At 72.7% G+C, this 25529-nt stretch carries 26 protein-coding genes and 1 riboswitch; of the genes, 11 read left to right on the top strand and 15 right to left on the bottom strand.

Annotated elements, in window-relative coordinates; translation table 11 throughout:
• The first annotated feature begins 1 nt into the window (after window position 1).
• Entirely contained in the window at window positions 2-2194 is a 2193-nt protein-coding gene (locus ACZ56U_RS21570; protein WP_469085613.1) for a DHA2 family efflux MFS transporter permease subunit, read from the top strand.
• Between the two features lie 76 nt (window positions 2195-2270).
• On the opposite strand, the gene ACZ56U_RS21565 is transcribed toward ACZ56U_RS21570, so the two are convergent.
• Window positions 2271-2771, bottom strand: coding sequence for a GNAT family N-acetyltransferase (locus tag ACZ56U_RS21565; RefSeq protein WP_469085612.1), 501 nt, complete (start codon window positions 2769-2771; stop codon window positions 2271-2273).
• A 97-nt stretch (window positions 2772-2868) separates the two neighbouring features.
• On the opposite strand from ACZ56U_RS21565, the gene ACZ56U_RS21560 reads away from it, so the two are divergent.
• Window positions 2869-3576 (top strand): hypothetical protein, encoded by a 708-nt coding sequence (locus ACZ56U_RS21560; RefSeq protein WP_469085611.1) that lies wholly within the window; start codon window positions 2869-2871, stop codon window positions 3574-3576.
• A 5-nt stretch (window positions 3577-3581) separates the two neighbouring features.
• Entirely contained in the window at window positions 3582-4223 is a 642-nt protein-coding gene (locus tag ACZ56U_RS21555; protein WP_469085610.1) for a hypothetical protein, read from the top strand.
• Here the strand turns inward: ACZ56U_RS21555 and ACZ56U_RS21550 are convergent.
• Window positions 4209-4634 carry a DnaJ family domain-containing protein gene (locus ACZ56U_RS21550; protein WP_469085609.1) on the bottom strand — a complete coding sequence of 142 codons (426 nt, stop codon included), beginning with the start codon at window positions 4632-4634 and terminating at the stop codon, window positions 4209-4211. The genes ACZ56U_RS21555 and ACZ56U_RS21550 overlap by 15 nt on opposite strands.
• A 103-nt stretch (window positions 4635-4737) precedes the next feature.
• On the opposite strand from ACZ56U_RS21550, the gene ACZ56U_RS21545 reads away from it, so the two are divergent.
• Entirely contained in the window at window positions 4738-5130 is a 393-nt protein-coding gene (locus tag ACZ56U_RS21545; RefSeq protein ID WP_398832153.1) for a hypothetical protein, read from the top strand.
• A gap of 21 nt (window positions 5131-5151) precedes the next feature.
• Here the strand turns inward: ACZ56U_RS21545 and ACZ56U_RS21540 are convergent, their stop codons facing one another.
• The gene (locus ACZ56U_RS21540; RefSeq protein WP_469085608.1) at window positions 5152-5823 is read right to left on the bottom strand and encodes an O-methyltransferase; all 672 of its coding nucleotides are present in this window, start codon (window positions 5821-5823) and stop codon (window positions 5152-5154) included.
• Between the two features lie 360 nt (window positions 5824-6183).
• Here ACZ56U_RS21540 and ACZ56U_RS21535 point away from each other — a divergent pair, with 360 nt between their 5' ends.
• Window positions 6184-8244: a bifunctional glycosyltransferase 87/phosphatase PAP2 family protein gene (locus tag ACZ56U_RS21535; RefSeq protein WP_469085607.1), complete on the top strand. Its 2061-nt coding sequence runs from the start codon at window positions 6184-6186 to the stop codon at window positions 8242-8244.
• A gap of 76 nt (window positions 8245-8320) precedes the next feature.
• On the opposite strand, the gene ACZ56U_RS21530 is transcribed toward ACZ56U_RS21535, so the two are convergent.
• On the bottom strand, window positions 8321-9556 hold the full coding sequence (locus tag ACZ56U_RS21530) for a cytochrome P450 (protein ID WP_469085606.1): 1236 nt from the start codon (window positions 9554-9556) through the stop codon (window positions 8321-8323).
• A 250-nt stretch (window positions 9557-9806) separates the two neighbouring features.
• Here ACZ56U_RS21530 and ACZ56U_RS21525 point away from each other — a divergent pair, with 250 nt between their 5' ends.
• Both ACZ56U_RS21525 and ACZ56U_RS21520 read left to right on the top strand, forming a co-directional pair.
• Entirely contained in the window at window positions 9807-10976 is a 1170-nt protein-coding gene (locus ACZ56U_RS21525; RefSeq protein WP_469085605.1) for a steroid 3-ketoacyl-CoA thiolase, read from the top strand.
• A 58-nt stretch (window positions 10977-11034) separates the two neighbouring features.
• Window positions 11035-11274: a hypothetical protein gene (locus ACZ56U_RS21520; protein WP_469085604.1), complete on the top strand. Its 240-nt coding sequence runs from the start codon at window positions 11035-11037 to the stop codon at window positions 11272-11274.
• Between the two features lie 50 nt (window positions 11275-11324).
• Here the strand turns inward: ACZ56U_RS21520 and ACZ56U_RS21515 are convergent, their stop codons facing one another.
• The 8 genes from ACZ56U_RS21515 to ACZ56U_RS21480 form a co-directional block, all read right to left on the bottom strand.
• Entirely contained in the window at window positions 11325-12122 is a 798-nt protein-coding gene (locus ACZ56U_RS21515; RefSeq protein ID WP_469085603.1) for a Fic family protein, read from the bottom strand.
• Window positions 12119-12931 (bottom strand): hypothetical protein, encoded by an 813-nt coding sequence (locus ACZ56U_RS21510; protein ID WP_469085602.1) that lies wholly within the window; start codon window positions 12929-12931, stop codon window positions 12119-12121. Before ACZ56U_RS21510 ends, ACZ56U_RS21515 begins: the two co-directional genes overlap by 4 nt.
• Before the next feature lie 154 nt (window positions 12932-13085).
• Window positions 13086-13505: an aggregation-promoting factor C-terminal-like domain-containing protein gene (locus ACZ56U_RS21505; RefSeq protein WP_391229508.1), complete on the bottom strand. Its 420-nt coding sequence runs from the start codon at window positions 13503-13505 to the stop codon at window positions 13086-13088.
• A 300-nt stretch (window positions 13506-13805) separates the two neighbouring features.
• Window positions 13806-14600 carry an ECF transporter S component gene (locus tag ACZ56U_RS21500; protein WP_469085601.1) on the bottom strand — a complete coding sequence of 265 codons (795 nt, stop codon included), beginning with the start codon at window positions 14598-14600 and terminating at the stop codon, window positions 13806-13808.
• Window positions 14597-16303 (bottom strand): ABC transporter ATP-binding protein, encoded by a 1707-nt coding sequence (locus ACZ56U_RS21495; protein ID WP_469085600.1) that lies wholly within the window; start codon window positions 16301-16303, stop codon window positions 14597-14599. Before ACZ56U_RS21495 ends, ACZ56U_RS21500 begins: the two co-directional genes overlap by 4 nt.
• On the bottom strand, window positions 16300-17442 hold the full coding sequence (locus tag ACZ56U_RS21490) for an energy-coupling factor transporter transmembrane component T (RefSeq protein ID WP_469085599.1): 1143 nt from the start codon (window positions 17440-17442) through the stop codon (window positions 16300-16302). The genes ACZ56U_RS21495 and ACZ56U_RS21490 overlap by 4 nt, the downstream gene beginning before the upstream one ends.
• Window positions 17432-18094: an SCO2322 family protein gene (locus tag ACZ56U_RS21485; protein WP_469085598.1), complete on the bottom strand. Its 663-nt coding sequence runs from the start codon at window positions 18092-18094 to the stop codon at window positions 17432-17434. The genes ACZ56U_RS21490 and ACZ56U_RS21485 overlap by 11 nt, the downstream gene beginning before the upstream one ends.
• On the bottom strand, window positions 18091-19323 hold the full coding sequence (locus tag ACZ56U_RS21480; RefSeq protein WP_469085597.1) for a prenyltransferase/squalene oxidase repeat-containing protein: 1233 nt from the start codon (window positions 19321-19323) through the stop codon (window positions 18091-18093). The genes ACZ56U_RS21485 and ACZ56U_RS21480 overlap by 4 nt, the downstream gene beginning before the upstream one ends.
• A 117-nt stretch (window positions 19324-19440) precedes the next feature.
• Window positions 19441-19581, bottom strand: a riboswitch (cobalamin riboswitch).
• A 17-nt stretch (window positions 19582-19598) separates the two neighbouring features.
• Between ACZ56U_RS21480 and ACZ56U_RS21475 the strand changes: the two genes are divergently transcribed.
• On the top strand, window positions 19599-20264 hold the full coding sequence (locus ACZ56U_RS21475) for a phosphotransferase (RefSeq protein ID WP_469085596.1): 666 nt from the start codon (window positions 19599-19601) through the stop codon (window positions 20262-20264).
• A gap of 68 nt (window positions 20265-20332) precedes the next feature.
• Here the strand turns inward: ACZ56U_RS21475 and ACZ56U_RS21470 are convergent, their stop codons facing one another.
• Together ACZ56U_RS21470 and ACZ56U_RS21465 are read right to left on the bottom strand one after the other, a co-directional pair.
• Window positions 20333-20806 (bottom strand): nuclear transport factor 2 family protein, encoded by a 474-nt coding sequence (locus ACZ56U_RS21470; protein WP_469085595.1) that lies wholly within the window; start codon window positions 20804-20806, stop codon window positions 20333-20335.
• A gap of 90 nt (window positions 20807-20896) precedes the next feature.
• Window positions 20897-21964 carry an MBL fold metallo-hydrolase gene (locus ACZ56U_RS21465; RefSeq protein WP_469085594.1) on the bottom strand — a complete coding sequence of 356 codons (1068 nt, stop codon included), beginning with the start codon at window positions 21962-21964 and terminating at the stop codon, window positions 20897-20899.
• A gap of 167 nt (window positions 21965-22131) precedes the next feature.
• On the opposite strand from ACZ56U_RS21465, the gene ACZ56U_RS21460 reads away from it, so the two are divergent.
• From ACZ56U_RS21460 to ACZ56U_RS21450, 3 genes are read left to right on the top strand one after another with little or no spacing between them, the layout of a single operon-like run.
• A complete protein-coding gene (locus ACZ56U_RS21460) occupies window positions 22132-23589 on the top strand; it encodes an aldehyde dehydrogenase (RefSeq protein ID WP_469085593.1) in 1458 nt (485 codons plus the stop codon).
• A gap of 6 nt (window positions 23590-23595) precedes the next feature.
• A complete protein-coding gene (locus ACZ56U_RS21455; RefSeq protein WP_469085592.1) occupies window positions 23596-23829 on the top strand; it encodes a ferredoxin in 234 nt (77 codons plus the stop codon).
• 46 nt (window positions 23830-23875) lie between these two features.
• Window positions 23876-24739, top strand: coding sequence for a tetratricopeptide repeat protein (locus ACZ56U_RS21450; protein ID WP_469085591.1), 864 nt, complete (start codon window positions 23876-23878; stop codon window positions 24737-24739).
• Here the strand turns inward: ACZ56U_RS21450 and ACZ56U_RS21445 are convergent.
• The gene (locus tag ACZ56U_RS21445) at window positions 24736-25350 is read right to left on the bottom strand and encodes a TetR family transcriptional regulator (RefSeq protein WP_469085590.1); all 615 of its coding nucleotides are present in this window, start codon (window positions 25348-25350) and stop codon (window positions 24736-24738) included. The genes ACZ56U_RS21450 and ACZ56U_RS21445 overlap by 4 nt on opposite strands.
• Between the last annotated feature and the right edge of the window lie 179 nt (window positions 25351-25529).

Raw genomic sequence — 25529 nt, 5'->3', positions numbered from 1 at the left:
TGTGCGAGACCCACGAGACGGGCCGCAGGACCGGGCGCAAGCCCCGACACACGGCCGAACCCCCGCTCAGGCCACCGATCAGGCCCCCGATCAGGCCTCCGGCCTCACCCCGGACCGGCCGCAGGGCCGCCCGCAGGACCCGCCCCAGGACCCGCCCCAGGACCCGCCCCAGGACCGCACCCAACGCCGGCCCGGCGACCCGCACCCCTCCGGCGACGTCCTCGTCTCCATCGGCGCCCTGCTCCTGGGGATGCTCCTGGCCGCCCTGGACCAGACCATCGTCTCCACCGCGCTGCCCACGATCGTCAGCGACCTCGGCGGACTGGAGCACCTGTCCTGGGTGGTCACCGCGTACCTGCTCGCCTCGACCGCGGCGACCCCCCTGTGGGGCAAGCTCGGCGACCAGTACGGCCGCAAGAAGCTGTTCCAGACGGCGATCGTGATCTTCCTGATCGGCTCGGCGCTGTGCGGCATGGCGCAGAACATGCCCCAGCTGATCGCCTTCCGCGCCCTCCAGGGACTCGGCGGCGGCGGTCTCATGGTGCTGTCGATGGCGATCGTCGGCGACATCGTCCCGCCGCGCGAACGGGGCCGCTACCAGGGCCTGTTCGGGGCCGTGTTCGGGGCGACCAGTGTGCTCGGCCCGCTCCTCGGCGGCCTGTTCACGGAGCATCTCAGCTGGCGCTGGGTTTTCTACGTCAACCTGCCCGTCGGGGTGGTCGCGCTCGCGGTCATCGCCACCGCGCTCCGCATCCCGAGCAGGGCGACGCGGCACGTCATCGACTATCTCGGCACGTTCCTCATCGCCGCTGTCGCCACCTGCCTGGTGCTGGTGGCGTCCCTCGGCGGCACCACCTGGGGCTGGGGCTCGCCGCAGATCGTCGGTCTGGCCGTCCTCGGTGTCGTCCTCGCCGTCGCCTTCGTGGCCGTGGAGCGCCGGGCCGCCGAGCCGGTCCTCCCGCTGAAGCTGTTCCGCGTCCGCACCTTCACGCTCTCCGCGGTCATCAGCTTCGTCGTCGGTTTCGCGATGTTCGGCGCGATGACCTACCTGCCGACCTTCCTCCAGGTCGTCCAGGGTGTCAGTCCGACCATGTCCGGCGTGCACATGCTGCCGATGGTGGCCGGCCTGCTGCTGTCGTCGACGGCGTCCGGGCAGATCGTCAGCCGCACGGGCCGCTGGAAGGTGTTCCCGATCGCGGGCACCGGCGTCACCACTCTCGGTCTGCTCCTGCTCCACCGTTTGGACGAGAACAGCTCGACCGCGGAGATGAGCACGTACTTCTTCGTGTTCGGTCTGGGCCTCGGCCTGGTGATGCAGGTGCTGGTCCTCATCGTGCAGAACGCCGTCTCGTACGAGGACCTGGGTGTGGCCACGTCCGGCGCGACCTTCTTCCGCTCGATCGGCGCCTCCTTCGGCGTGGCCGTCTTCGGCACCGTCTTCGCGAGCCGCCTCGGTGACAAGCTCACCGCGGCCTTCCGCGGCGCCGAACTCCCGCCGGGCGCGTCGGTGGACCGCCTGGAGTCCGACCCGCGCGACATCCTCGAACTGCCGGGCGCGCTCCAGCCGCCCGCGGTGCACGCGTACGCCTCCTCCATCACGGACGTCTTCCTGTACGCCGCCCCGGTCGCCCTGCTCGGCTTCGTGCTGGCCTGGTTCCTGAAGGAGGACCGGCTGCGCGCCTCGGTCACGGCGCCGGACCTCACCGAGACCCTCGCCAGCAACCCGGTGGAGCGGTCCTCGTACGACGAGGTGTGCCGGGCGCTGTCGGTGCTCGGCACCCGGGAGGGGCGCCGGGAGATCTACCGGGAGATCACCGAGCGGGCGGGCTACGACCTGCTGCCGGGGGCGAGCTGGCTGCTGCTGCGGATCAGGAGGTACGGCTGGGCGGAGCCGGCCGTCCTCGCCGAGGGCAGTGCCGTCCCGCTGCACGTGGTCATCGCCGCCGCCCGCCAGGTCGAGGAACGGCGTCTCGCCACCCGGCAGGGCGTCGACCTCGTCCTGACCGACACCGGCCGGGAGGTCGCCGAGCGTCTCGCCCTCGCCCGTGAGGAGTCCCTGGCCGCGCTCCTCGGCGACTGGTGGGGCCCGGACCGCCCCACGGACCTGGCGCAGCTGGTGAAGGACCTCAACGCCGAGCTGTGCGGCTCGGACCGGGAGCAGCCGCACAACGGGACGGCGTCCCGCACCGGCTGACGACCCGCGACGACCACCGGCGCCGTGCCGAACCGCTCTACGGGGCCTCTCTACCGGGCCTGTCTGCAGGGCCGCTCTACAGGGCTTTGCCGAACCAGTGCTCGGCGTAGGTGTCGTCGTTGTGCGGCGCGGTCTCCTCGAAGCCGAGACGCGCGTACAGGGCGCGCGCCTCGACGAGGTCGTGCCGGGTGTCGAGGATCATCCGTCCGGCACCCAGCGCGCGGGCGGCGTCCTCGGCGGCCCGTACGAGGACGGGACCGCCGCCCCGGCCGCGCAGCTCCTCGCGGACGAACACCCGCTTGAGCTCGGCGGTGTCCGCGTCCAGCAGCTGTATGCCCGCGGTGCCGGCGGGTTCGTCACCGTAGCGGCCGACCAGCAACTGACCCTGGGGAGGGGTGAGCGCGGACCAGTCCGCGCGGGCGACCTCCCGCTCCAGCTCCTCCGGCGCGGTCCGCCGCCCCTCGCGCAGGAGGTAGTACCGGTCGCTGACCTCCGTGTAGTACGCCCGCCAGAGCGCGGTGGCCACAGGGGAGTCATACGGCTCGGGGGCCACGGTCCAGGTCGTCATGGCGCCCATTGTCGGACACGGCGTGCACCATCAGCCCCTTCGCCCCCAGTCGGCACAGGAAGGTGGTTGCCGGTTTGAGGACCCGGTCCGGGGCTACCCGGTATGCATGTCAACAGGCCTGATCATCGCTCTGATCGTGATTGTCCTGGCCGTCCTTGTGGTGGCGGCCGTATTTGCCCGGCGTGCCCGGGGTCCGCAGCGTGGCCGCAGTCTGCAGCACCGCTTCGGGCCCGAGTACGACCGGGCCGTGGCCCGGCACGACGGTGACTCGCAGGCTGCCGAGCGCGAGCTCGCCCAGCGTGTCGAGCGGCACGGTTCGCTGCGCGAGCGGTCCCTGGAGCCGGCCCAGCGGGAGCAGTACGAGGCCCGCTGGACCGCGGCCCAGGAGCGGTTCGTGGACTCGCCGCGCGAGGCCGTGGCGGAGGCGGACCGGCTGCTCGCCGAGCTGGCCGGGGCCAAGGGGTTCCCTGACGGCGGCCAGTACGAGGAGCAGGTCGCCGCGCTGTCCGTGCACCACGCCCACCACGTGGACGGGTACCGGCGCGTGCACCGCGCCGCCCACCTGCGTGGGGGCGAGACGCAGGACGGCGCCACGGCCGGCACCGAGGAGATGCGCGAGGCCATGGTCGAGGCTCGGGCGCTGTTCGAGGACCTGGTGGGCGAGGGTCGCCACCGTGAGTCGTCCCGGACGGTCGAACGGGCCGACCGCGCCGAGATCCACGAGGAGTCCGAGGGCGGCAACCGCCACGCCCGCACCGACGGCCGCGGTCATCAGCCGTGGGCGTTCAACCGCCGTCACGCGAAGGGGAGTTGAGTGACATGAGGGACGCGACAACCGGCTCGGGGGCCGAAGGCCCGCAGCACGGAGACAGGCTCACGGGCACCACGGGCACCACGGGCACCACGGGCTCTACAGGCGCCACGGGCACCGGCCGGACGGGAACCGACCCGACGGGACGTGGCTACGGCACCGGCGCCCGCTCGGCCGGTCCGCAGGGCCAGGAGAGCGCGCCCCTGGTGGCGGGCCACGACACGGCCCACGACACCACCCGAGACACCACCACCCGCGACACGTCCGACGCCGCGCAGGCCGAGAAGGGCGACAACTCCAGGTCCCCCCTGGTCGCCGGGCAGGAAGGGCACGAGAGGGCGGCCCAGGGCGAGGGTGCCCACCGCGGCCGACTGCTCCCGCACGACGAGATCGACAAGCTCTCGCTGCGGCTTCAGCACGCGGTCGCCGGGTTCGTCGACGGACCCCGCACCGCCGTGGAGGAGGCCGACCACGTGATGGAGGAGGTCGCCTCCCGCCTCACGGACGCCCTGACCCAGCGCCGCCACACCCTGCGCACGTCCTGGCAGCAGGACGGCGCCGGCAAGAACGCCGACGCCGGCGACACCGAGCAGCTCCGCCTCGCCCTGCGCGACTACCGCGAGCTGGCGGACCGGCTACTGCACCTCTGAGTCACCCGCCGCCGCCCGGCGCTCCCGCCACAGCCGTACGACGTCCTCGACGTCGTACGGCTTCATACCCAGCGGGGGGCCGGGCGGCGGCCTGAACATCATGTCGCGGATCTTGACGTTGACGTCCGTGAGCAGTTTCCGGACGATCCGTTCCGACGACGCCGCGTACGCCGCGGCGAGCGCGTCCTCCGCCTCCTTGCGCAGCGCCAGCGCGGGCGGCAGCACGGCCAGCCCTTCGCGGGCCATCTTGCGCCTGATCCACCACAGTTCGTCGTACGGGGTCTCGAGAGCGGCGGGCAACGGCTCGCCCGCGCCGGGCAGTCGGTCGAACTCGCCGCGCCCCTGCGCCTCTCGGATCTGCTGGTCCACCCAGGACTCGAACGGGACGCCGGGTGGCTTTCGCTCGGTCATGAGCCCATTGTGCCGGACGTGGGGTGGCCGGGCGATTTATCATGCGGCCGCTGTGCAAGGACACTTGCGCGGGAACGGTTCAGGAACTGCAAAGGGAGCGCACGTGCTCGAACTCACCATGGCCGCCGTATCCGCGGCGGAGGAGGGTGCCACGGCCGGCATGCAGATGGCCGACGCGCCCAGTGACCCGGGTGCCGTGCTGCGTGTCGGACGGGACCAGTCCGTGTGCCGGCTGTCGACGCCCGACGACTGGCTGTTCGTCTCCCGGGTGCATCTGGAGTTCCTGTGCGGCCCGGAGGGCGGCTGGCAGGTGACCTGGCTCCAGGGCTCACAGGCCGAACCGTCCTCCGAGGTGCACCTGGTCGTCGGCCAGTACGCCCAGCCCCTCGTCTACGGCGGGACCATCCCGCTGCCCAGGGGCGGCAACGGGGAGATCGTCATCCGGGACCGCACCGCCCCCCGTACCGTCAACGTCGGTTTCTACCACGAGGGTTGATCAGCGCCGGTGGGCGAAGGGCTACGCGACCACCCGCGCCAGCGCGAAGCCGTCGTAGCCCTTGGCGCCCACCGTCTGGATCGCGGTCCCGCTCAACCTCGGGTGGGAGCCGATCAGTTCGATGGCGGCCCGGGTGCCGGTGATGTCCGGCGCGGCGCTGTCCGGCTCGGCGACGCGGCCGCCGCGCACGACGTTGTCGACGATGATCAGGCTGCCCGGTCGGGTGAGCTTCAGCGCCCACTCCACGTAGTGCGGGTTGTTGGCCTTGTCGGCGTCGACGAAGACCAGGTCGAAGGGGGCCGGGTCCTCCTCGGCCAGCTTCGGCAGCGACTCCAGGGCGGGGCCGACCCGGACCTCGACGAGCCGGTCGAAGCCGGCCCGCGCGATGTTGCCGGTCGCGACCTCCGCGTGCCTCGGGCTGTACTCCAGGGAGATCAGCCGCCCGTCGGCGGGCAGGGCGCGGGCCAGCCAGATGGTGCTGTAGCCGCCCAGGGTGCCGATCTCCAGGATCCGTCGGGCGCCCTGGACCTGGGCGAGCAGCTGGAGCAGCTTGCCCTGGGTGGCGCTGACGGCGATCCGCGGAAGTCCGGCGGCCTCGCTGTCGCGCAGGGCGGCGGACAGTGCCTCGTCATCGGGTGTGAGGTGGGTGGCGAAGTAGTCGTCGACGTCGTCCCAGATCTGCGACTCGCTCATATGTCTGTGCCTTTCCCGCGGCTGATCGGAGCTGCCCACCCCTGGGGCTGACGAACGGACGCCCCGTCGAGTTCCCGCCGGGAGCGCCGTACGGCGAGCAGGGCCGTGGCCGCTTCAGACGGTAGTACGGCGGCAGCACACGGTTCCGTTCCGCCGTACGCCGTATGTGCGCCAGGTCGCGCCTCGCGCGCCGCCGCACGGGGCCGCGGACTATCGTCATTCGGACAAAAGCGGGACGGACGTCAGGTGAAACCGGAGTCGCCGCGTCTCTCTCCTGGGGTGGTGCGAGGCTGAGAGGGTTCGCAGAACAGCCCACACGCGGGCAACGCGTGGGAGAACGGGGCGGGAGGCCTACGAGGCGTGCTGGATGCGGAACACGGCGGACGACCCGCGCAGGCGCTCGGAGCGGGTGCCGCGGACTCGGTGCGGGCGCGGGTGCGCCTGGCCCGCCTGGGGCTGTGGCTGGTCGCCGCGATACTCGCCGTCCGGCAGGTGGCCGTCGTCCTGAGCACCCCCGAGGGGGAGCGGCTGACGGACCTGGAGACCTGGGTCGGCACCGACGGCGTCCTGCATGTGAAGGGCTCGCTGTACGACTCCACCCTGTTCACGGGTACGCCCTTCGGGGGGCTCGTGCTCAAGCCGTTGACGCGTGCCGCCGAGCAGGCCCTCGGCTGGGGGTGGACCTTCGGCACGCTGCTGCTGGTCGTCGTCCTCGGCCTGGTCGCCGCGCGCGCCCTGCCGCAGCCGGTCGGCCGGCTGACGGCGCTGCTGGCCGCGCCGGTCGCGGTCAGCCTGCTGATGCTGTCGCTGCCGGTGCGCAACACCCTGTGGCTGGGCCAGACCAGCGTCATGCCGGTGCTGCTGGTCCTGCTGGGCTGCTTCGTCGTCCGCGGCCAGGGGGCGAGCGGGGTGCTGGTCGGTGTCGCCGCCGCGCTCCAGCCACCGGTGCTGCTGTTCGCGGCGCTGCTGTGGTTCACGGGGCGGCGACCGGCCGCGCTGTGGGGCGCCCTCACCTTCGCCGCGTGCACGGCGCTGGCCTGGCTGGCGATGCCGCACGACTCGTACACCTACTGGGTCCACCACATGGCGGGCACCGGGCTCGGCGGCCCCGCCGACGACCTGTCCAACCAGTCGCTGCACGGCGCGCTGCTGCGCGCGGGCCTGTCCGGGCCAGTGGAGATCGCGCTGTTCCTCGCGCTCGGCGCGGCCGTGACCGTGCCGGCCCTGCGCCGGGCCGTGCGGTACGCCCGTGACGGACAGCTGCTGCTCGCGGTCGCGATCACCGGCTGCGCGGCGATCCTGGTCTCGCCCACCACCTGGCAGCACCAGCTGCTGTGGGTGCTGCTCGCGGTGGTCGGGCGGGTCGGGAAGCGGGCCTCGGACCGGTATGTGTGGCCGGTGGCCGTGGTCCTGGTCATGACGCTGCCGGCGAAGATGATGCTGCCGAACATGTCCACGCTGTACCCGGTGCGCGACAACGTCGTCCTGCTGGCGGCGCTGGCGGCGGCGACGGTCGTGCCCTTCCTGCCCCGGACGTCCCCGTACTACGCGAGCCCGATCCCCGCGGAGCACGCCGAGCCGGTCCCCGCGCGCTTCCGGCGGGTGCCGCTGCTGCCGTTCCTCAAGCGGGCGTTGACCCGTCCGAATCTGCTCCTGGAACTGCTGCTGATCCGGGTGACGTACGCGGCGTACCAGAAGGTGCGGCTCGCGGCGACGGGCGGCAGCAACTCCGAGGGCCGGGCACGCGCGGAGGCCCACGGCCGGCAGATCCTCGACTGGGAGCGATGGCTGCACGTCGACATCGAGCACTGGGCGAACCACGCGGTGGTCAAGGTCGGCTGGCTGCGCGACTTCCTCGACTTCTACTACACGTCGTTCCACTTCGTGGTCCCGCTGTCGGTCCTGGCGGTCCTGTACTGGCGCCGCCCGGTCGACTACCGCTGGGCCCGCGCCTCGCTGGGCTTCACCACGCTGCTGGCCCTGGTCGGCTTCTGGCTCTACCCGCTGGCCCCGCCCCGACTGATGCCGGGCCTCGGCATCATCGACACGGTCCACGGGGTGCAGGACTTCTCCCAGCCCGACTACGGCACCCTGACCCACCTGACCAACCAGTACGCCGCGATGCCGTCCCTGCACTTCGGCTGGTCGCTGTGGTGCGGCCTGGTCATCGTGATCATCGCGCCCCGGGGGTGGATGAAGGCCCTGGGCCCGCTGCACCCGCTGTGCACGCTGACGTCGATCGTGGCGACGGGCAACCACTGGATCCTGGACGCGGTCGGCGGCGCCCTGGTGGTGGCCGGCGGCTTCGGGCTGGCCTATCTGTTCCAGGGACCCAGGGCGCGTACGGCGAAGGCGGCCGGGGCCGGTCCCCAGGGGCGGCCGGTGGCGGTGGGCCACGGGGGAGGCGGGAGCGGGACGTAGGGATGGGGGTGCTCCCTGCCTCCCCCGGGTCAGGACGGGCCGGCGGCGCCGGGAAGCCACCGGCCCGGGTCGCGGGTCAGGCCACGCTCACCTGGAGTTCCTTGACGCCGTTGATCCAGGCCGAGCGCAGGCGGCGCGGGTCGCCGGTCAGATGGAGGCCCGGCATGGCGTCGGCGATGGCGTTGAAGATCAGGTTGATCTCCAGCACGGCCAGGGACTTGCCCAGGCAGAAGTGCGGACCGCCGCCGCCGAAGCCCAGGTGGGGGTTGGGGTCACGGGTGATGTCGAAGGTGTCCGGCCGGTCGAAGACCTCCGGGTCGTGGTTGGCCGAGGCGTAGAAGATGCCCACCCGGTCGCCCTGCTTGATCTTCTTGCCGCCCAGCTCGGTGTCCTGGGTGGCGGTGCGCTGGAAGCTGACCACCGGGGTCGCCCAGCGGACGATCTCCTCGGCCGTGGTGGCCGGACGCTCGCGCTTGAACAGCTCCCACTGGTCGGGGTGGGTGAGGAAGGCGTGCATGCCGTGGCTGATGGCGTTGCGGGTGGTCTCGTTGCCGGCCACCGCCAGCGCGAGGACGAACATGCCGAACTCGTCCGAGGCCAGGTTGCCCTCGTCCTCGGCCGCCACCAGTGTGGTCACGATGTCCTTCGCCGGGCACTTCTTGCGCTCCGCGGCCATGTTCATGGCGTACGCGATGACCTCCATCGCCGCCTGCTGGCCGACCTCCTCGGTGATCGCGTACTCGGGATCGTCGTAGGAGATCATCCGGTTCGACCACTCGAAGATCTTCAGCCGGTCCTCCTGCGGGATGCCGATCAGCTCGGCGATGGCTTGCAGGGGGAGTTCGCAGGCGACCTGGGTGACGAAGTCGAAGGAGCCCTCGTGGGCCAGGGCGCGCTGGACGATGGAGTGGGCGCGGTCGCGCAGGGTGTGCTCCAGGGCGCGGATCGAGCGGGGCGTGAAGCCGCGCTGGACGATCTGGCGCACCCGGGTGTGCTCCGGCGGGTCCATGTTGAGGATGATCAGCCGCTGGGCGTCGATGGCGTCGCGTTCGATGCGCTCGTTGAAGCGGATGATCGCGGTGTTGAGCGTGGAGGAGAAGAGCTCGGGGTGCGTGGAGACGTACCTGACGTCCGCGTGCCGGGTGACGGCCCAGTAGCCCTCGTCCCGGAACCCGGCGACATTGCCGGACTGGGGGATCCAGTGCACCGGTTCCGTCCGGCGCAGCTCGGCGAACTCCGGCAGCGGGACTCGGTGTTGCAGCAGGTCGGGATCGGTGAGGTCGAACCCGTCGGGCAGCGCTGGACAGGGCATGGGCAACTCACTCCAGCCGTGGCTCTGACAGTCGTGTTCTGACGGCCCATCAGGTCGGGTTGCCGTGAAGGTAGTAACGGGTTCTACAAGAGGCAAGGGGTACGGCGAGCCCAATTGCGTGCACGACCCTTGCGGTTGTGGACGCGAAGTCAGCAGACTGCACATGGAACTAGAACACGTACTAGTTCCGCGTGGCGGGCCGGGCCGGGACGCCCCCGCGCCGCGCTCTTGAGGAGGAGAGGAACTCCCCATGGCCGCGGAACCCGTGATCGTCGAAGCCGTACGCACCCCCATCGGCAGGCGCGGCGGCGCGCTCGCCAACCTCCACCCCGCCTATCTCCTGGGCGAGACCTACCGTGAACTCCTCGGCCGCACCGGCATCCCCGCCGACTGTGTCGAGCAGATCGTCGGCGGCACCGTGACCCACGCTGGCGAACAGTCCATGAACCCCGCGCGCACGGCCTGGCTGACGATGGGCCTGCCGTACGAGACGGCGGCGACCACGGTCGACTGCCAGTGCGGCTCCTCGCAGCAGGCCTCGCACATGACGGCGAACCTCATCGCCGCGGGCGTCATCGACGTCGGCATCTCCTGCGGGGTGGAGGCGATGTCGCGGGTGCCGCTCGGGTCCGGGTCCAAGCACGGGCCGGGCAAGCCGTTCCCCGACGAGTGGAACGTGGACCTGCCCAACCAGTTCGAGGCGGCCGAGCGGATCGCCCGGCACCGGGGGCTGACCCGCGAGAACGTCGACGCCCTCGGTCTGATCTCGCAGGAGCGGGCCGCGGTGGCCTGGAGCGAGGAGCGCTTCAAGCGGGAGACGTTCGCCGTCCAGGTGCCCACCACCGAGGACGAGCAGCGCGCCGGACAGGGCATGTGGCGGCTGGTCGACCGGGACGAGGGGCTGCGCGACACCTCGATGGAGGCGCTGGCCCGCCTGAAGCCGATCATGCCGACCGCGGTGCACACGGCCGGCAACTCCTCGCAGATCTCCGACGGCGCCGCCGCGATCATGTGGGCGTCGAAGCGGATGGCGCGGGCGCTGAAACTGCGGCCCCGGGCGCGGATCGTGGCGCAGGCGCTGGTCGGTGCCGACCCGCACTTCCACCTCGACGGGCCGATCGACGCGACCAGGGCGGTGCTGGGCAAGGCCGGGATGTCCCTGAAGGACATCGACCTCGTGGAGATCAACGAGGCCTTCGCGTCGGTGGTGCTGAGCTGGGCGCAGGTCTTCGAGCAGGACCTGGAGAAGGTCAATGTCAACGGCGGCGCGATCGCGCTCGGGCATCCGGTGGGCGCCACCGGGGCCCGGCTCATCACGTCGGCACTGCATGAACTGGAGCGCGTGGACAAGGAGTTCGCGCTGGTGACGATGTGCGCGGGGGGCGGGCTGGCCACCGGCACGATCCTCCAGCGCATCTAGGTGCGAGCGTCCCTGATTCTGGCTCGACAGGGTTGACGCGTTCTGATCAACTTGCCCGATGTTTCTCAACCTCATCCTCCGTGTCCTGCCCTTCTACCTCCGCGAGCCCCTGGTCATCGGCATCTGCCTGACCATGGCCGGGGCGTGCTTCTACTGGTTCGTCCAGGTGGGGGGCCTGGGCCGGGGCGGTTTCGGCCTGCTGTTCCTGGGGATCGCGGTCCTGCGCGGCTATCTGTTCCGCAAGGAGTGGAGAGCCCACCAGGCGGCCAAGGCGGGCGGCCCGGTACCGCAGGCTTAGCGCCCGCATCCCGCCGCGGTCCCGGCCGACGCGTGCGCACCGGCGCCCGGCTACCGCGCCGGTCGCCCCGCCGCGGCCGTGAGCAGTACGGCGAGCAGCCCGGCGAGGGCCAGGGCGCCGTCGGGATCGTCGGCGCGCCGGCTGATCCGGCGCACGGGGCCGACCTGGTCGAGAGCGGCGCCCTCCCGGGCCAGGACGAACGTCAGGACGAGGAACGCGGAGCGGGCGTTGCCGTCGTCGAACGGGTGGAAGAAGCAGACGTCCAGGTAGACGCGGGCGGCCCGGGCGGTGAGGGGGAGCGCGGGGTCGTGGGCCTCGGCCAGGCACGCGTTCAGCCGGGCGGGCAGGTCCGGACCGATGCCGTACCGCTCCCGTCCGGCTTTGGCGTAGGCGGGGGCGTCGCGGAACGGCGGGGCCTGCGGGACGCCCAGCACGTGCCGCTGCCAGCCGCCGAGCAGCGCGAAGGTGAGCGGCTCGGCGCGGGCCGCGTCCGCGCGGACCTGGGTGAGGGCGGTGAGCAGACGTTCTGCGCGCTCCGGTGAGCGGGCGCGGTCATGGGTGCGGATGTCGTGGGCGGCGCCGTCCCGGGCCGGGGTGACAGGGCAGGGGGCCGTGGGCGCCCGGTGCCAGGGGACGGTGGCGCGGAGGGCGAGCCAGGCGCGCAGGTGGTCGGGGGCGGCGGGGCCGGTGCGCGGGTGGTTGGGGGTGGGCGCGGGGTGGGGGCCGTGGTGGTTCGGGGTGGGTGCCGGGTGGGGGCTGAGGTGGTCCGGAGTGGGCGCTGGGCAGGGGCCGGGGTGGTCCGGGGTGGGTGTGGGGCGGGGGCCGTCCGGTAGGTGCCCGGGCGTCATTCGTCGAGGAGTGACTGGAGGCGTGCCGAGATGAAGCGGCGGTCCTCGGCGGCGGGCTGGACGGGTGCGCCGGGTTCCAGGGAGGTGGCCAGGTGTTCCGCCACGTCGTCCACCAGCTCCCCCTCCGGCATGGTCCAGCTCTCGAAGCGGCCGCCGATGGCCTCCTCGACCAGCGTCTCGGCCGTCTGCGGGGGCACCTCCCAGCGGGTGAGGAACCAGGTCAGGACCTGACGGCAGTGGCTGTACCAGGCGTCCCCCGAGCCGGTGCGGTCCAGGACCTGGAGGATCAGGTGCTGGGTGGCGCGCTCCCAGGCGTCGCGGCGGCTCTCGGGGTCCGAGGAGGACAGCGGGTAGGCGTCGAACCGGCGGCTCAGGTACTCCAGCCAGTCCCGCCACTCACACAGCGAGGCGGCGACCCGCGCCAGGGTCTCCCCGGGCGTGGTGATCGAGTGCAGGGTGCAGCACCAGCCGCCCACGGGTCCACCGCCGAGGTCGCCCTCGTCGTGCGCCCAGCGCCAGCCGGTGCTCCAGCGGCCGTACCGCGCGACGAGCTCCTCGGTCATCTCCCGGGTCCAGTCCCAGCCCTCGCTGTGCGACCAGTCGCACAGCCTGGCGTACTCGGCGTAGGCCTCGTCGGGATGGGCGGCGGCCTTCCTGACCGGCCGCTCGGGCACCCGGCTCGCGGCGTCCAGACCCCGGACGACATCGAGGGCGGCGGCGCTGTCGAAGGGATGGCGCTGGGGGTCGACCTCGGGCCAGGTCAGGTCGTAGGGGAGGAGTTCGTGGGGCATCGAGGCATGCTCCGTCATGGGCGGGCCCATTTCAACCCGATTGATCGAACCTGCGTTCGGCGGCTGAGGGGCGGATGTCCTACGGGTCCACCGGGCCGGGAGGGGCGGGCACACGACGATGCGGCGACCCCGGAGGGGGTCGCCGCATCGCGGTGAGTCGGTGCCGGCCGGCTCAGTACCAGCCGTTGGCCTGCCAGAACGCCCAGGCGGCGGTCGGGCTGCCGTAGCGGGAGTTCATGTAGTCGAGGCCCCACTCGATCTGGGTCTCGGCGTTGGTCTTCCAGTCCGAGCCGGCGGAGGCCATCTTGGAGCCGGGCAGGGCCTGGACCAGGCCGTACGCGCCGGAGGAGGCGTTGGTGGCGTCGACGTCCCAGCCGCTCTCGTGCTCGACGATCTTGCTGAACGCGTTGTACTGGGCGGTGTTCGGGATCATCTGACGCGCGATGGACTTGGCCTCGGCGGCGGAGCTGGTGGTGGCCGCCTGAGCGGGCGCCGCGGTCAGCACCAGACCGGCGGTGGCGGCGGCCATCGCGACGGTGGTGACGGCCTTCTTGGGGGAAGCGATGCGGCGAACGATGCGGGAGACGGACACGGAGAACCTTTTCCTCGGGGACGGGGCTGTCGCGTGCACGCTCCGGAGGTCCGGGTCATGCGTCGGCGCCGAGGCCCGTGGGGCGGGTCGGCGCCGTGCGACGTTGTCCAGAGAAACAGGCTCGGAGGCCGTCCGCAATGACCCCTTTTACTAGTTGTGGTCGCATCTGGGGTGGTCGGGGTGCGTGTGACCTGGCTCTCAATAAGCAGGTCAGGGGCGGTTATGGCGTGAGCATGGCGTCCGATTTGCACTACTAAGTCGGTTAGTGAGTGATGTGGGTCATGTGGGATGGTTCACCGGTCAACGAGGTTCGAATGTGACCGCGGTCTCGAACCTCGCCCGCCGAGTGGCTCTGCGTAGCGCCCTGAGCACGGCGGGACCGAGCAGGAAGGTCAGCGCGACCGTGCACACCGCTCGGCCCAGGTCCCAGCCGAGGGACGTGGCCAGGCAGTACGCGACGAAACGGGCCAGGTTCGCGGAGACCGGGTCCCCGACGACGAAGGCGATGTTCGAGGCCAGCGCCCCCAGGAAGGGCCAGCCCGCGAGATTCATCGCCGTGCCGTACGCGAACGCCGCCACGAACCCGTACAGGGCGAGGAGCCGGATCTCCGCCCGGCCCCGGAACCGGCCCGGCAACAGGCCCGCGCCCATCGTGAACCAGCCCATCGCCATCATCTGGAACGGCATCCACGGCCCGACCCCGCCCGTCAGCAGCGCCGACGCGAACATCGTCGTCGAGCCCAGCGCGAACCCGAAGCCCGGGCCGAGGACCCGGCCGCTCAGCACCATCAGGAAGAACATCGGCTCGATACCGGCCGTCCCGGCGCCGATGGGCCGCAGCGCCGCCCCCGTGGCGGCCAGCACCCCCAGCATCGCCACCGCCTTCGGACCGAGGCCCGCCTCCGAGATCGCCGCCGCCACGACCGCGACCAGCAGGAGCAGCAGACCCGCGAAGAGCCACGGCGCGTCCTGGCTGTGGGCGCCGACGGCGGAGCCCGCCGGGGTGATGAAGGGCCAGCCGAACGCGACGAGGCCGACCACGCCGGTGACGACGAGGGTGGCGACCGAACGGGGGCCCAGCCGGACCGCCCTCATCCGAGCGCCTCGCGTACCTGCGCCACCGTGAGCCACTTCTGCGGCGCCAGGATCTTGCTGACCTGCGGCGCGAAGGAGGGGGAGGCGACGACGACGTCCGCCGCGGGGCCGTCCGCGATCACCTCGCCGTCGGCGAGGAGCACCACCCGGTGGGCCAGCTCGGCGGCCAGCTCCACGTCGTGCGTGGCCAGGACGATCGCGTGCCCCTCGGCGGCCAGCTCGCGCAGGACCGTCACCAGGCGGGCCTTCGCGGCGTAGTCCAGTCCGCGCGTCGGCTCGTCGAGGAGGAGCAGGGGCGGCCGGGCGCTGAGGACGACGGCCAGCGCGAGCACCAGCCGCTGGCCCTCGGAGAGGTCGCGCGGATGGACGTCGTCGGCGACGCCGGGGAGCAGCTCACCCACGAGGGCCCGGCAGGTGCCGGGCGCCGCGCCGGCGTCCCGGTCGGCGGCCTCGCACTCGGCGGCGACCGTGTCGGCGTAGAGCAGGTCGCGGGGTTCCTGGGGGACGAGACCCACGCGGCCGACGAGGTCCCTGGGGGCCGTGAGGTGCGGTGTCAGGCCGCCCGCGCGGACCTCGCCGGAGGTGGGCCGGACCAGGCCCACAAGGGTGTTGAGCAGGGTGGACTTCCCGGCGCCGTTGCGGCCCATGAGGGCGATGGTCTCGCCTGCGGCGATGGTGAGGTCGACGTGGCGCAGGGCCTGGACGCGGGACCGCGTGACGGTGAGGGCGCGGACCTCGGCGGGATGCGGGGAGGGGGCGGCGGGGTTCTGCCTGCGGCGGAACCAGCGGGCGGGCGGGGTGCCGCGCGAGGGGCCGGGGGCGTCCGAAGGACGGCTGGGTCGCTGGTCGTGAAGTTCCCCGCGCCCCTTCAGGGCGTCCCTGTGCGGTGCCTCCAGCCGCTGCCGGAGGTCCGTCGCCCGGCGCCGCGCGTCCCGCACCGTCAGGGGCAGCGGGGACCAGCCCGCCAGGCGGCCCAGGTCCACCACCGGCGGGTACACGGGGGACACGGCCATGATCTCGGCCGGCGTGCCGAGGAGCGGGGCCGCCCCCGGGCCGGGCAGGAGGGCGATCCGGTCGGCGTACTGGATGACGCGTTCCAGACGGTGCTCGGCCATGAGGACCGTCGTGCCCAGGTCGTGGACCAGGCGCTGGAGGACGGCCAGGACCTCCTCGGCCGCCGCGGGGTCGAGCGCCGACGTGGGCTCGTCGAGGACCAGGACCAACGGGTGCGGGGTGAGGACCGAGCCGATCGCGACGCGCTGGCGCTGACCGCCGGAGAGGGTGGCGATGGAACGGGCGCGGAGGTCGGCGAGGCCCAGGAGGTCGAGGGTCTCCTCGACCCGGCGGCGCATCACCTCGGGCGGCAGACCCAACGACTCCATGCCGTAGGCGAGTTCGTCCTCGACGGTGTCCGTCACGAAGTGGGCGAGCGGGTCCTGGCCCACCGTGCCCACGACGTCCGCCAGTTCCCGCGGCTTGTGGGTCCGGGTGTCGCGTCCCGCGACCGTGACCCGACCGCGCAGGGTGCCGCCGGTGAAGTGCGGGACCAGGCCCGCGACGGAGTTGAGGATCGTGGACTTGCCGGTGCCCGACGGGCCCACGAGGAGGACGAGTTCACCCTCGGGCACCTCCAGGTCCACGCCCTGGACGGCGGGTTCGGACGCGTCCTCGTAGATGACGGAGACGTCCTCGAAGCGGATCACGACGGCTCCTTGTGCGGGGCGAGGAAGGCCGGCAGGAGTCCGGTGAGGACTGCCGCGGCGGGCCAGAGCGGGAGGGTGGGGGCGGTCAGCGGGATCACCCCGGGGTGCAGGGCGGCGGGGTCCCGTACCGCGGCGAGGGCCAGCAGCGCCGCGACGGCCGCGCCGGAACCGGCGACCAGCCACGCGCGCGTGGTCCAGCGGTCCGGGCGGTACCGGGTGCGTGGCGTACGGCGGCCCCCGAGCCGCAGGCCGACGAGGGCGGCGGCGACGCCGGCGAGCAGCACGGGCAGGCCGTAGACGCCGCCCTCGGCGGTGAGCAGACCGTATGTCCCGGCGCAGATGCCGAGCAGTCCGCCGAGGGTGAGGGCGGCCGTCGTACGGCGTACCGGGGCGGGGACGGCGGCGGTGCGGCCGTAGCCGCGGGCGTCCATCGCGGCGGCGAGGGCCACGGAGCGCTCCAGGGCGCCCTCCAGGACGGGGAGCCCCACCTCCAGCAGACCGCGGAGGCCGCCGTCCGGGCGGCCGCGCAGGCGGCGGGCGGCGCGCAGCCGCTGCACGTCGGCGATGAGGTTCGGGGCGAAGGTCATCGCGACGACCACGGCCACGCCCATCTCGTAGAGCGCGCCGGGCAGGGTCTTCAGCAGCCGGCTCGGGTTGGCGAGGGCGTTCGCGGCGCCGACGCAGATGAGGAGGGTGGCGATCTTCAGGCCGTCGTAGAACGCGAAGACCAGGGTCTCGACGGTGACCCGGCCGCCCAGCCGGATGCCCTGCGCCCAGTCGGGCAGGGGGAGTTCGGGGAGGGTGGCGATCACGTGCGTGCCGGGCAGAGGGGAGCCGAGGGTGACGGCGAAGGCGAGGCGGATGAGCAGGACGGCGAGGCCGAGCTTGACGAAGGCGGAGTAGGCGCGGGCCCAGGGGGCGTCGGGGCGGCACGCGGCCACGACGAAGGCGGAGGTGGCGATCAGCAGGGCGAGCAGGAGGGGGTTGGTGGTGCGGGTGGCCGCGACACCGAGGGAGAGCGCCCACAGCCACCAAGCGCCGGGGTGGAGCGGCGTGGCGCCGGAAGGAAGCCGTGCGGCGCCGCCGGGGGCGAGCCGCGGGGCGCGGCCGTCGCCGCGGCGCCCGGGCTCAGCGCGCATTCCGGCGCCGCCTCGCCTGCCACACCGCCGCCGCGCCGAGTGCCGCCACGGCCGCGGCGCCGGCGAAGACACCCACCGACGGGCCCGCGCCGCCGTCGTCCTTCTCGGCGGACCGGGCGGGCGCGGGGGACTCGGTCTGCGGCTTCTTCCCCGACGCCACCTGCTCCCCGCACCCCGCCCGCGGATACCCGGCGATGGCGCACAGCAGGGCGTCGGTGCCGTACCGCAGGGGTGTGGCGACCGTCGCCAGGGCCTCCGCCGTGGTCGCGTCGGTGGCGACCACCGCGCACGCCGTCCGCGCCGGCGGCGGGGTCTCACCGGAGGGCGCGTCCGACGCCGTACCGAAGTCGACGACCAGCGCGACGCGCTTGCGGCCGTCCTCGGCCGGGGTCCGCGCGCAGATCGTGGCGAAGGACGCCGTGCCGCGGGGCTTCGTCGCGTCCGCGGAGTCCTCGCTGACGGCGAACCGGAAGCCCTGGACGTCCCCGTCGGAGGGGACGGTGGTGGCGGGCCCCTGGGTGGCGTAGGTCCAGGTGCCGCCGGTGCGGTCCCAGAAGGACCAGTAGCGGTAGCCGGTGGCGTGGGCGGCGCCGGTCGCGCCGGTCAGCAGGACCAGCGCGGCCAGGAGCGGGGCGAGGGCTCGGCGGATCACGGCTGCCGCTTCTTGTTGCGGCCGCTGATCAGGAAGCCGACGCCGATGCCGGCGACGAGTCCGACGCCGATGATCCACCAGACACTGACGCCCTCCTCGTCCTTCTCGGCGGCCTTGTCGTCCGCCTCGGGGGCCCGGCTCTCGTTCGCGGCGGGGACGTCCCGCGGCTGGGGACCGGTGGCGTTCAGCAGGGCCACGAGGTCCGCGCCCCCGAAGTCGCGCGGGTTGAGACCGGAGGCCTGGGCGGCGAGGACGAGCTGCGCGTACGCGGCCGGACCGCTCTGCTCGGCCCACTTGAGGGCGTGCGCCGCGAGCCAGCGGCCGGAGGCGGCGGCCTCGGTGTGGAAGTCGGCGGCCGAGAGGGCGACGACCGCGTCCGCGGTGTTGCCGTAGTCGGGCTGGTTCTCGCTGCCGGGCATGACCGAGGTCAGGTGCTTGTCCTTCGCCAGGGCCCTGGCGAGGTAGGAGGCGCCGTTGTGCGCGGCCTGCTCGGCGTCGCCGGGCTTCGCGCAGGACGCCGCGGCGGTGTCGTCGTCGGCCTGGACGTTCGTCGGCTGCTCGCCGAGCGCGCCGAGCACGGCCGCGGCCGTCGCGTCCGCGTTGGCGGCGAGCTTGCCCTTCTTGTCGGGCTGGTAGGCGAAGGCACCCGCGCCGTCACCGGTGCACGGCAGGGCGAGCTTCAGCAGGGCGTCGTACGGCGTCCTGCCGTCCTTGCGCACCTTCGCGGGCTGCTCGCCGACGGCGCTCAGGGCGCCGATGACCACGGAGGTGGAGTTGGCGTCGCTCGCCCTGCCCGGCGTGTAGCCCCAGCCGCCGTCCTTGTTCTGCACGGACTTCAGCCAGGCGACCGCCTTGCCCGGCGCGTCCTCGTGGCCGCCCGTCGCCGCGAGGGCCTGGACGGCGGCGGCCGTGCTGTTGGTGTCGACCATGACCTTGGCGTCACAGGCCTTGGCGGCATCCGCGCGGAAAGCGGGGAAGGCACCGTTCGCGCACTGCTGCCCGGCCAGCCAGTCCACCGCCGTCTCGGCGGGGTCCACGCCCTGCTCCACCTGTGCGAGCAGCGTCATCGACTGCCGCCACACCCCGTCGTACGTGGGGTCCGCGCTGCCGTAGAGACCGTCCGGTATCACCACCGACGGCGACGGCGAAGGACTCGCGGCCACGGCCGGTGCGGCGGCCCCGATCACTGCGGTGGCGGCCAGGACCGCGGCGCTGCGGCGGACGTTCATGATCGGCGGGTGCCTCTCCCTGAAAGGGGAGCCGGGCAGCGCGGGACACCCCGGCGGCTCGGCTCCGTATGCCTCGACGGTGCCGCACACCGGCCGGTTGCCGGTGCGCGTGAGCCGGTCACTGGGACCGTACGGGGCGATCCGGCTCGCCCTCTCGTGGTGCGAAGGGCTTACGGTTGCGGGTCAGCGCCGGAATTGCACCGGCTTCCCCCCGTACGGGCGTGATGACGACCCGGCCACTGTACCGGGCCGTAGGAAGCCGCCGAGGGGCGGCTGTGAGCGGCGGTAGTTTCGGGGTCGTGGAGAGCACGGGGAGACTGATCGGCTCGGGGCGGGCCTCGGACGTGTACGAGATCGACGAGGCGTGGGTGCTGCGGCGGACCCGGGACGGCCACGGCGACGCGCTCGCCGAGGCCGCCGTCATGGAGCGGGTGCGCGGGCACGGGTACCCGGTGCCGAGGGTGCGGGTCGCCGACTCCTCACGGACCGAGCTGGTGATGGAGCGGCTGCACGGGCCGACGCTGCTGACGGCGTTCGGCGCCGGACGGATCGGCGCGCGGGAGGCGGGGGAGGTGGTCGCCGGGCTGCTGCGCCGGCTGCACGCGCTGCCGGGGCGGGTCGTCCACCTGGATCTGCACCCGGACAACGTGATGCTGACGCCCGACGGCCCCTACGTCATCGACTGGGCCAACGCCGAGGAGGGCGACCCCGCTCTCGACTGGGGCATGTCCGCCGTGATCCTCGCCCAGGTCGCCGTCGGTGACACCCCGCTCGCCGCACCGGCCCGGGCGATGCTGACCGGCCTGCTCGCCGACGCCTCGCGGCTCACGGAGGAGGGGCTGGCCGCGGCACGTCGGCGGCGGGCGCTGAACCCGACGATGAGCCGGGCGGAGACCGAACTCCTCGGGACCGCAGAGGACTTGATCCGCTCATTGATGTGAGCGGGACCCGTCACACCCTGTGCTGCGGCGACCAGAAGCGGGGGGATGGTCCGGCCCGACCTCCTCGACTACCCGCTCGCCCCGGACGCCTGAGGTGTCGGGCCCCCGAAGGGCAGATGCAGCACCCGGGAGGCCAGCAGCCAACTCCCGTCCGCCGTACGCCGGAACGTGTCCTCGTAGTGCCCGACCTGGACCGGCGGCCCGGAGGGGATCGGGGTCGTGCCGCCGTCGTGGCCGTCGACGCGGTACGTGGTGAAGTACGAGGTCGCGCTCGCCGTGTCGGCGGAGTCGACGGTGACCAGGATGTTCGACATCACCCGCCGCGAGAGCCGGTCGCCGGGGCGCGAGCCGAAGTACTCCCGCAGTGCCGCCCGCCCCTGGAACCGCCGCGCGTCACCGCCCGGAGAGGGCCACTCCCAGCTGCCGTCCTCGGTGAACAGCTCGGCGACGGAGCCGGGTTCGCCGAGATCGAGGCGGCGGACGAGATCGACGATGAGGCGCTCGCAGGCGCGCTCGGCGAGGAGTCGCTCGATGGGGTCCATGATCCTGTGTAGCAGCCGCAGGCCGGCCGGGGCGACCGTTCGAGCCATCGGGCCCGCGCCGCCCGATGACCACCGAGGAGGGGGCGCGGCTCAGGTCACATTCGGGACCGTCACCGCCACGTATGCCACCGGCTCGCTCCCCGCGACCGCCTCCGCCCGCCCCAGCTTCACCAGCCGCCGCAGATGGGCCTCGGCCTCCGAGACCGCGATGTTCCGTGATCCGTAGGGGATCTGGTCCCACGGCCGGTTCCACTCCATGCGCTCGGCGAGCTGCCACGGGGTCAGCGGCGCCGCGAGCAGGGCCAGCAGTCCGGTCAGCCGCTCCTCGTGGTGGGCGAGCAACTCCCGTACGCGGGCGGGCGCGTCGGTGAACGCGTGCTGGTGGGCGGGGAGGATCTCCGCGGGGGCGAGACAGCCGACGCGTTCCAGGGAGTCGAGGTAGTCGCCGAGCGGGTCGGTGACGGTGGCGTCGTCGGGGTCCTCGTACAGGCCGATGTGCGGGGTGATCTCGGGGAGTACGTGGTCGCCGGAGAACAGCCGCCCGTGGCCGGGGAGTCGGGCGGGGTGCTCCTCCTCCAGGTGCAGGCAGACATGGCCCGGGGTGTGGCCCGGCGTCCAGATCGCGCGCAGCCGGCGGCCGGGGAGGTCCAGGAGTTCGCCGGGAACGATCTCGCGGTCGGGGAGGGCGGGGGAGAAGCCGGGGAGCCGGCGGGGCCGGCCGGCGCGCAGCGGCGCCACGTGCTCCTCGGGGGCGCCGGCCGCGGTCAGCTTGGCCGACATGTACGACAGCCAGTGGCCGGCGTCGGTCTCGCGGGTGCGGCGGACGATCGCCGAGTCCGCCGCGTGCATCGCGATCCAGGCGCCGGAGGCCTCACGGACCTTGCCCGACAGTCCGTGGTGGTCGGGATGGTGATGGGTGATCACCACGCCGTGGATCTCGCCGACCGTCGTGCCCAGTGCCGTCAGTCCCGCGGTGAGGGTGTCCCAGGACGCCGGGTCGTCCCAGCCGGTGTCGACGAGGACCGGGCCGCGGTCGGTGTCGACGACGTAGACGAGCGTGCAGCCCAGGGGGTTGTCGGGGATGGGGACCCGCAGGGAGCGGACGCCTCCGCCGTGATCGCCGACCGCCGGTTCGGGCTGTGGCACCGACTGCGTCATGGGCTCCCCCGTCTCCGCGTTCCGGTCACTATAACTAGAACGGGTTTCGATGGGAGCCCCGGTCACCCTTCTGGTCCGTTCGCCGCTGTGGACTCCTCCGAGGGGAGCTGGTATCAGTTCCGGTATCTGATGAACCGTCAGAGTCAGCTCCCGGGGAGGCAGTCGCGATGACCGAGCTCGTGGAACACGGACAGCTGTTCATCGGCGGGGAGTTGACCGACCCCCTGGGCAAGGACGTGATCGAGGTGATCTCCCCGCACACCGAGGAGGTCATCGGACGGGTCCCGCACGCCTCGGCCGAGGACGTGGACCGGGCCGTCGCGGCGGCGCGCGCGGCCTTCGACCACGGACCCTGGCCGCGCATGACGCTCGACGAGCGCGTCGAGGTCGTCACCCGCATCAAGGACGGCATCCTCACCCGGCACGAGGAGATCGCCCGCGTCATCTCCTCCGAGAACGGCTCCCCGTACTCCTGGAGCGTCCTGGCGCAGGCGCTCGGCGCGATGATGGTGTGGGACGCGGCGATCACGGTCGCGCGGGACTTCACCTACGAGGAGCAGCGCGACGGCGTCCTCGGCAGGATCCTGGTCCGGCGTGAACCGGTCGGCGTCGTCGCGGCCGTGGCCCCCTGGAACGTCCCGCAGTTCGTCGCCGCCGCCAAGCTCGCGCCCGCGCTGCTCACCGGCTGCACGGTGGTGCTCAAGCCGTCGCCCGAGTCGCCGCTGGACGCCTATCTCCTGGCCGAGATCACGCGCGAGGCCGGGCTGCCGGAGGGCGTGCTGTCGATCCTGCCCGCCGACCGGGAGGTCAGCGAGTACCTGGTCGGGCACCCGGGCGTCGACAAGGTCTCCTTCACCGGGTCGGTGGCGGCCGGCAAGCGGGTGATGGAGGTGGCGTCACGCCATCTGACGCGCGTGACACTGGAGTTGGGCGGCAAGTCGGCGGCGGTCGTCCTACCGGACGCGGACATCGAGACCTCCGTCCCCGGGATCGTCTCGGCGGCCTGGATGAACAACGGCCAGGCGTGCGTCGCCCAGACCCGCATCCTCCTGCCGCGCTCCCGCTACGACGAGTTCGCGGACGCCTTCACGGCGGCGGCGAACGCCCTGGTCGTCGGCGACCCGCTGGACCCCGCGACGCAGGTGGGCCCGCTGGTGGCGCGGCGCCAGCAGCGCCGGAACCTCGACTACATCCGCATCGGCCAGGAGGAGGGTGCCAAGATCCTCGCCGGCGGCGGCCGTCCGCCCGGCCTGGACCGCGGCTGGTACGTGGAGCCCACCCTCTTCGGCGACGTCGACAACTCCATGCGGATCGCGCGGGAGGAGATCTTCGGCCCCGTGATCTGCCTGCTTCCCTACGGTGACGAGTCCGAGGCCCTGAAGATCGCCAACGACTCGGACTACGGCCTGTCCGGCAGCGTGTGGACGGCGGACGTGGCCCATGGCATCGAGGTCGCGCGCCAGGTCCGTACCGGCACCTACTCCGTCAACACCTTCAGCCTGGACATGCTCGGCCCGTTCGGCGGCTACAAGAACTCCGGTCTGGGGCGGGAGTTCGGCCCCGAGGGCTTCAGCGAGTACCTGGAGCACAAGATGATCCACCTCCCGGCCGGCTGGGAGGGGTGAGCGGCCGTGGGCGACCGCTGGCAGGTCGAGGTCGACCGTTCCCTCTGCATCGGCTCGGCCCAGTGCGTCCACCACGCCCCCGACGCCTTCCACCTCGACGCGGGCCGCCAGTCCCACCCGGTCGAACCGGAGACGGACGCCAACGAGAAGATCCTCGCGGCGGCGGAGAGCTGCCCGGTGGAGGCGATCATGATCACGCTGCTGGGGAGCGGGGAGCCGGTGTTCCCGCCGGAGGAGTGAAGGCTTACGCTCCAGCGGTCGTCATCGAGGGACCGTTGGAGTGGGTGTGAAGAAGTCCGAGGCCAAGCAGCTCATCGAGCGGGCGTACGAGGCGTGGGACGCGGAGGAGTGGCTGCGGGCCGCGGAGGCGTTCGAGCAGGTCCTCGGGCACTTCCCGGACGAGAGGCAGAGCGCGACGTGGTGGTACGACGCCGCGCTCGCTCACAAGTTCCTGCGCAACTGGTCGAAGGCGTACGAACTCGGCCGCGAGGCCGCCGCCCGAGCCCCGCGCGGCGAAGGCGATCCGGCGTACTGGAACCTCGGCATCGCGGCGACCATTCAGCGGGACTGGACGACCGCGCGGGACGCGTGGAAGGGATTCGGCATCGAACTCCCCGACGGCGAGGGCGAGATCGACGGCAGCTTCGGGAGCGCGTGCGTACGACTGAACACCGGCGGGCAGCAGGAGGTCGTGTGGGTCGAGCGGCTGTGTCCCACGCGCGGACGCGTGGTCAACGTGCCCGTCACAGGCGGCCGGCGGTTCGGCGAGATCGTCGTGCACGACGGTGTGCCGAACGGCGAGCGGATCGTCGAGGGCACGACGTTCCCCGTCTTCGACGAACTGCTGCTCTTCACGGCCTCCCAGCTGCCCACCCTGGAGGTCACGGTGAACGCCGGGGAGCGGGCCGACCTGGAGGCGCTGCTCACGTTGTTCACCACGCACGGCTACGGCGCCGAGCCCGCCAGTTCCGTACGGATGCTCTGCGCGTGCTGCTCCGAGGGCACGCACGAGCAGCAGCGGTCCGCCGACGCGGGAGCCCAGCAGGTCTCGCTCGCGGCGCCCGAGGAAGAGGCGCGACGGCTGCTTCAGGAGTGGGCGGGACAGACGGTGCTCGGCCGGAGCTGGAGCGGACTGGAGCCGGTGGCTTAGTCGCCGGGCGCCGTCAGGTCGATCAGGCGGCACACCGTCTCGATGTCGATCTTGACCTGGGCGATGGAGGCGCGCCCCGACAGCCAGGTGATCAGGGCCGAGTGCCAGGTGTGCTCGATGACGCGGACCGCGGAGAGCTGCTCGGGGGTGGGGTCCGCCAGGCCCATCGCGTCCAGGATGATCACCGTGGTCTGGCGGGAGACCTGGTCGACCTCGGGGGAGACGCTGCGGTCGGCGAAGGTCAGGGCGCGCACCATCGCGTCGGCGAGATGCGGCTCGCGCTGGAGGGCTCGGAACGCGCGCATCAGCGTCTCCGCCACCCGCTCCGCCGCCGAGTCGCCCTGCGGCGGCTTCTTGCGCAGCGTGCCGTGCATGTGCTCCAGCTGGTCCTGCATCGTGGCGACCAGCAGATGCACCTTGGACGGGAAGTAGCGGTACAGCGTGCCGAGCGCCACCTGCGAGGACTCCGCGACCTCACGCATCTGCACCGCGTCGAAACCGCCCCGGCTGGCAAGCTGCGCGCTCGCGTGCAGGATGCGACGACGACGGGCCTCCTGGCGCTCGGTGAGCGGCGGGGCGGCGGGGCGCTGGGTGCTGACTTCCGCAGGCATGGGTCCCGTTCCGTGACAGTCGGTGAGGGCGGGTGATCACACAGCATGGCAGGGTCCCGTCGTGGCGTGAATCACCTGATCCACTGCTCACACCGCTCCTACCTGCCGGTAGATTCAGAGCCTCTTGAACGATCAAGTCTGAAACTTGTTCTAGATTAGCGTCCCGGCGTAATCTCGCG

Source organism: Streptomyces sp. NPDC034103, from assembly GCF_055575395.1.
Note: the sequence above shows the minus strand (reverse complement) of the source record. Positions and strands in the feature narration are given on the sequence as shown.

Bases quoted from the DNA above. Each gene is read 5' to 3' on its own strand.
- ACZ56U_RS21565 (WP_469085612.1), bottom strand. From the start codon at position 2,771: ATGGGCGCCATGACGACCTGGACCGTGGCCCCCGAGCCGTATGACTCC.
- ACZ56U_RS21560 (WP_469085611.1), top strand. From the start codon at position 2,869: ATGTCAACAGGCCTGATCATCGCTCTGATCGTGATTGTCCTGGCCGTC.
- ACZ56U_RS21555 (WP_469085610.1), top strand. From the start codon at position 3,582: ATGAGGGACGCGACAACCGGCTCGGGGGCCGAAGGCCCGCAGCACGGA.
- ACZ56U_RS21550 (WP_469085609.1), bottom strand. From the start codon at position 4,634: ATGACCGAGCGAAAGCCACCCGGCGTCCCGTTCGAGTCCTGGGTGGAC.
- ACZ56U_RS21540 (WP_469085608.1), bottom strand. From the start codon at position 5,823: ATGAGCGAGTCGCAGATCTGGGACGACGTCGACGACTACTTCGCCACC.
- ACZ56U_RS21530 (WP_469085606.1), bottom strand. From the start codon at position 9,556: ATGCCCTGTCCAGCGCTGCCCGACGGGTTCGACCTCACCGATCCCGAC.
- ACZ56U_RS21525 (WP_469085605.1), top strand. From the start codon at position 9,807: ATGGCCGCGGAACCCGTGATCGTCGAAGCCGTACGCACCCCCATCGGC.
- ACZ56U_RS21520 (WP_469085604.1), top strand. From the start codon at position 11,035: ATGTTTCTCAACCTCATCCTCCGTGTCCTGCCCTTCTACCTCCGCGAG.
- ACZ56U_RS21515 (WP_469085603.1), bottom strand. From the start codon at position 12,122: ATGACGCCCGGGCACCTACCGGACGGCCCCCGCCCCACACCCACCCCG.
- ACZ56U_RS21510 (WP_469085602.1), bottom strand. From the start codon at position 12,931: ATGACGGAGCATGCCTCGATGCCCCACGAACTCCTCCCCTACGACCTG.
- ACZ56U_RS21500 (WP_469085601.1), bottom strand. From the start codon at position 14,600: ATGAGGGCGGTCCGGCTGGGCCCCCGTTCGGTCGCCACCCTCGTCGTC.
- ACZ56U_RS21490 (WP_469085599.1), bottom strand. From the start codon at position 17,442: ATGCGCGCTGAGCCCGGGCGCCGCGGCGACGGCCGCGCCCCGCGGCTC.
- ACZ56U_RS21480 (WP_469085597.1), bottom strand. From the start codon at position 19,323: ATGAACGTCCGCCGCAGCGCCGCGGTCCTGGCCGCCACCGCAGTGATC.
- ACZ56U_RS21470 (WP_469085595.1), bottom strand. From the start codon at position 20,806: ATGGACCCCATCGAGCGACTCCTCGCCGAGCGCGCCTGCGAGCGCCTC.
- ACZ56U_RS21465 (WP_469085594.1), bottom strand. From the start codon at position 21,964: ATGACGCAGTCGGTGCCACAGCCCGAACCGGCGGTCGGCGATCACGGC.
- ACZ56U_RS21460 (WP_469085593.1), top strand. From the start codon at position 22,132: ATGACCGAGCTCGTGGAACACGGACAGCTGTTCATCGGCGGGGAGTTG.
- ACZ56U_RS21445 (WP_469085590.1), bottom strand. From the start codon at position 25,350: ATGCCTGCGGAAGTCAGCACCCAGCGCCCCGCCGCCCCGCCGCTCACC.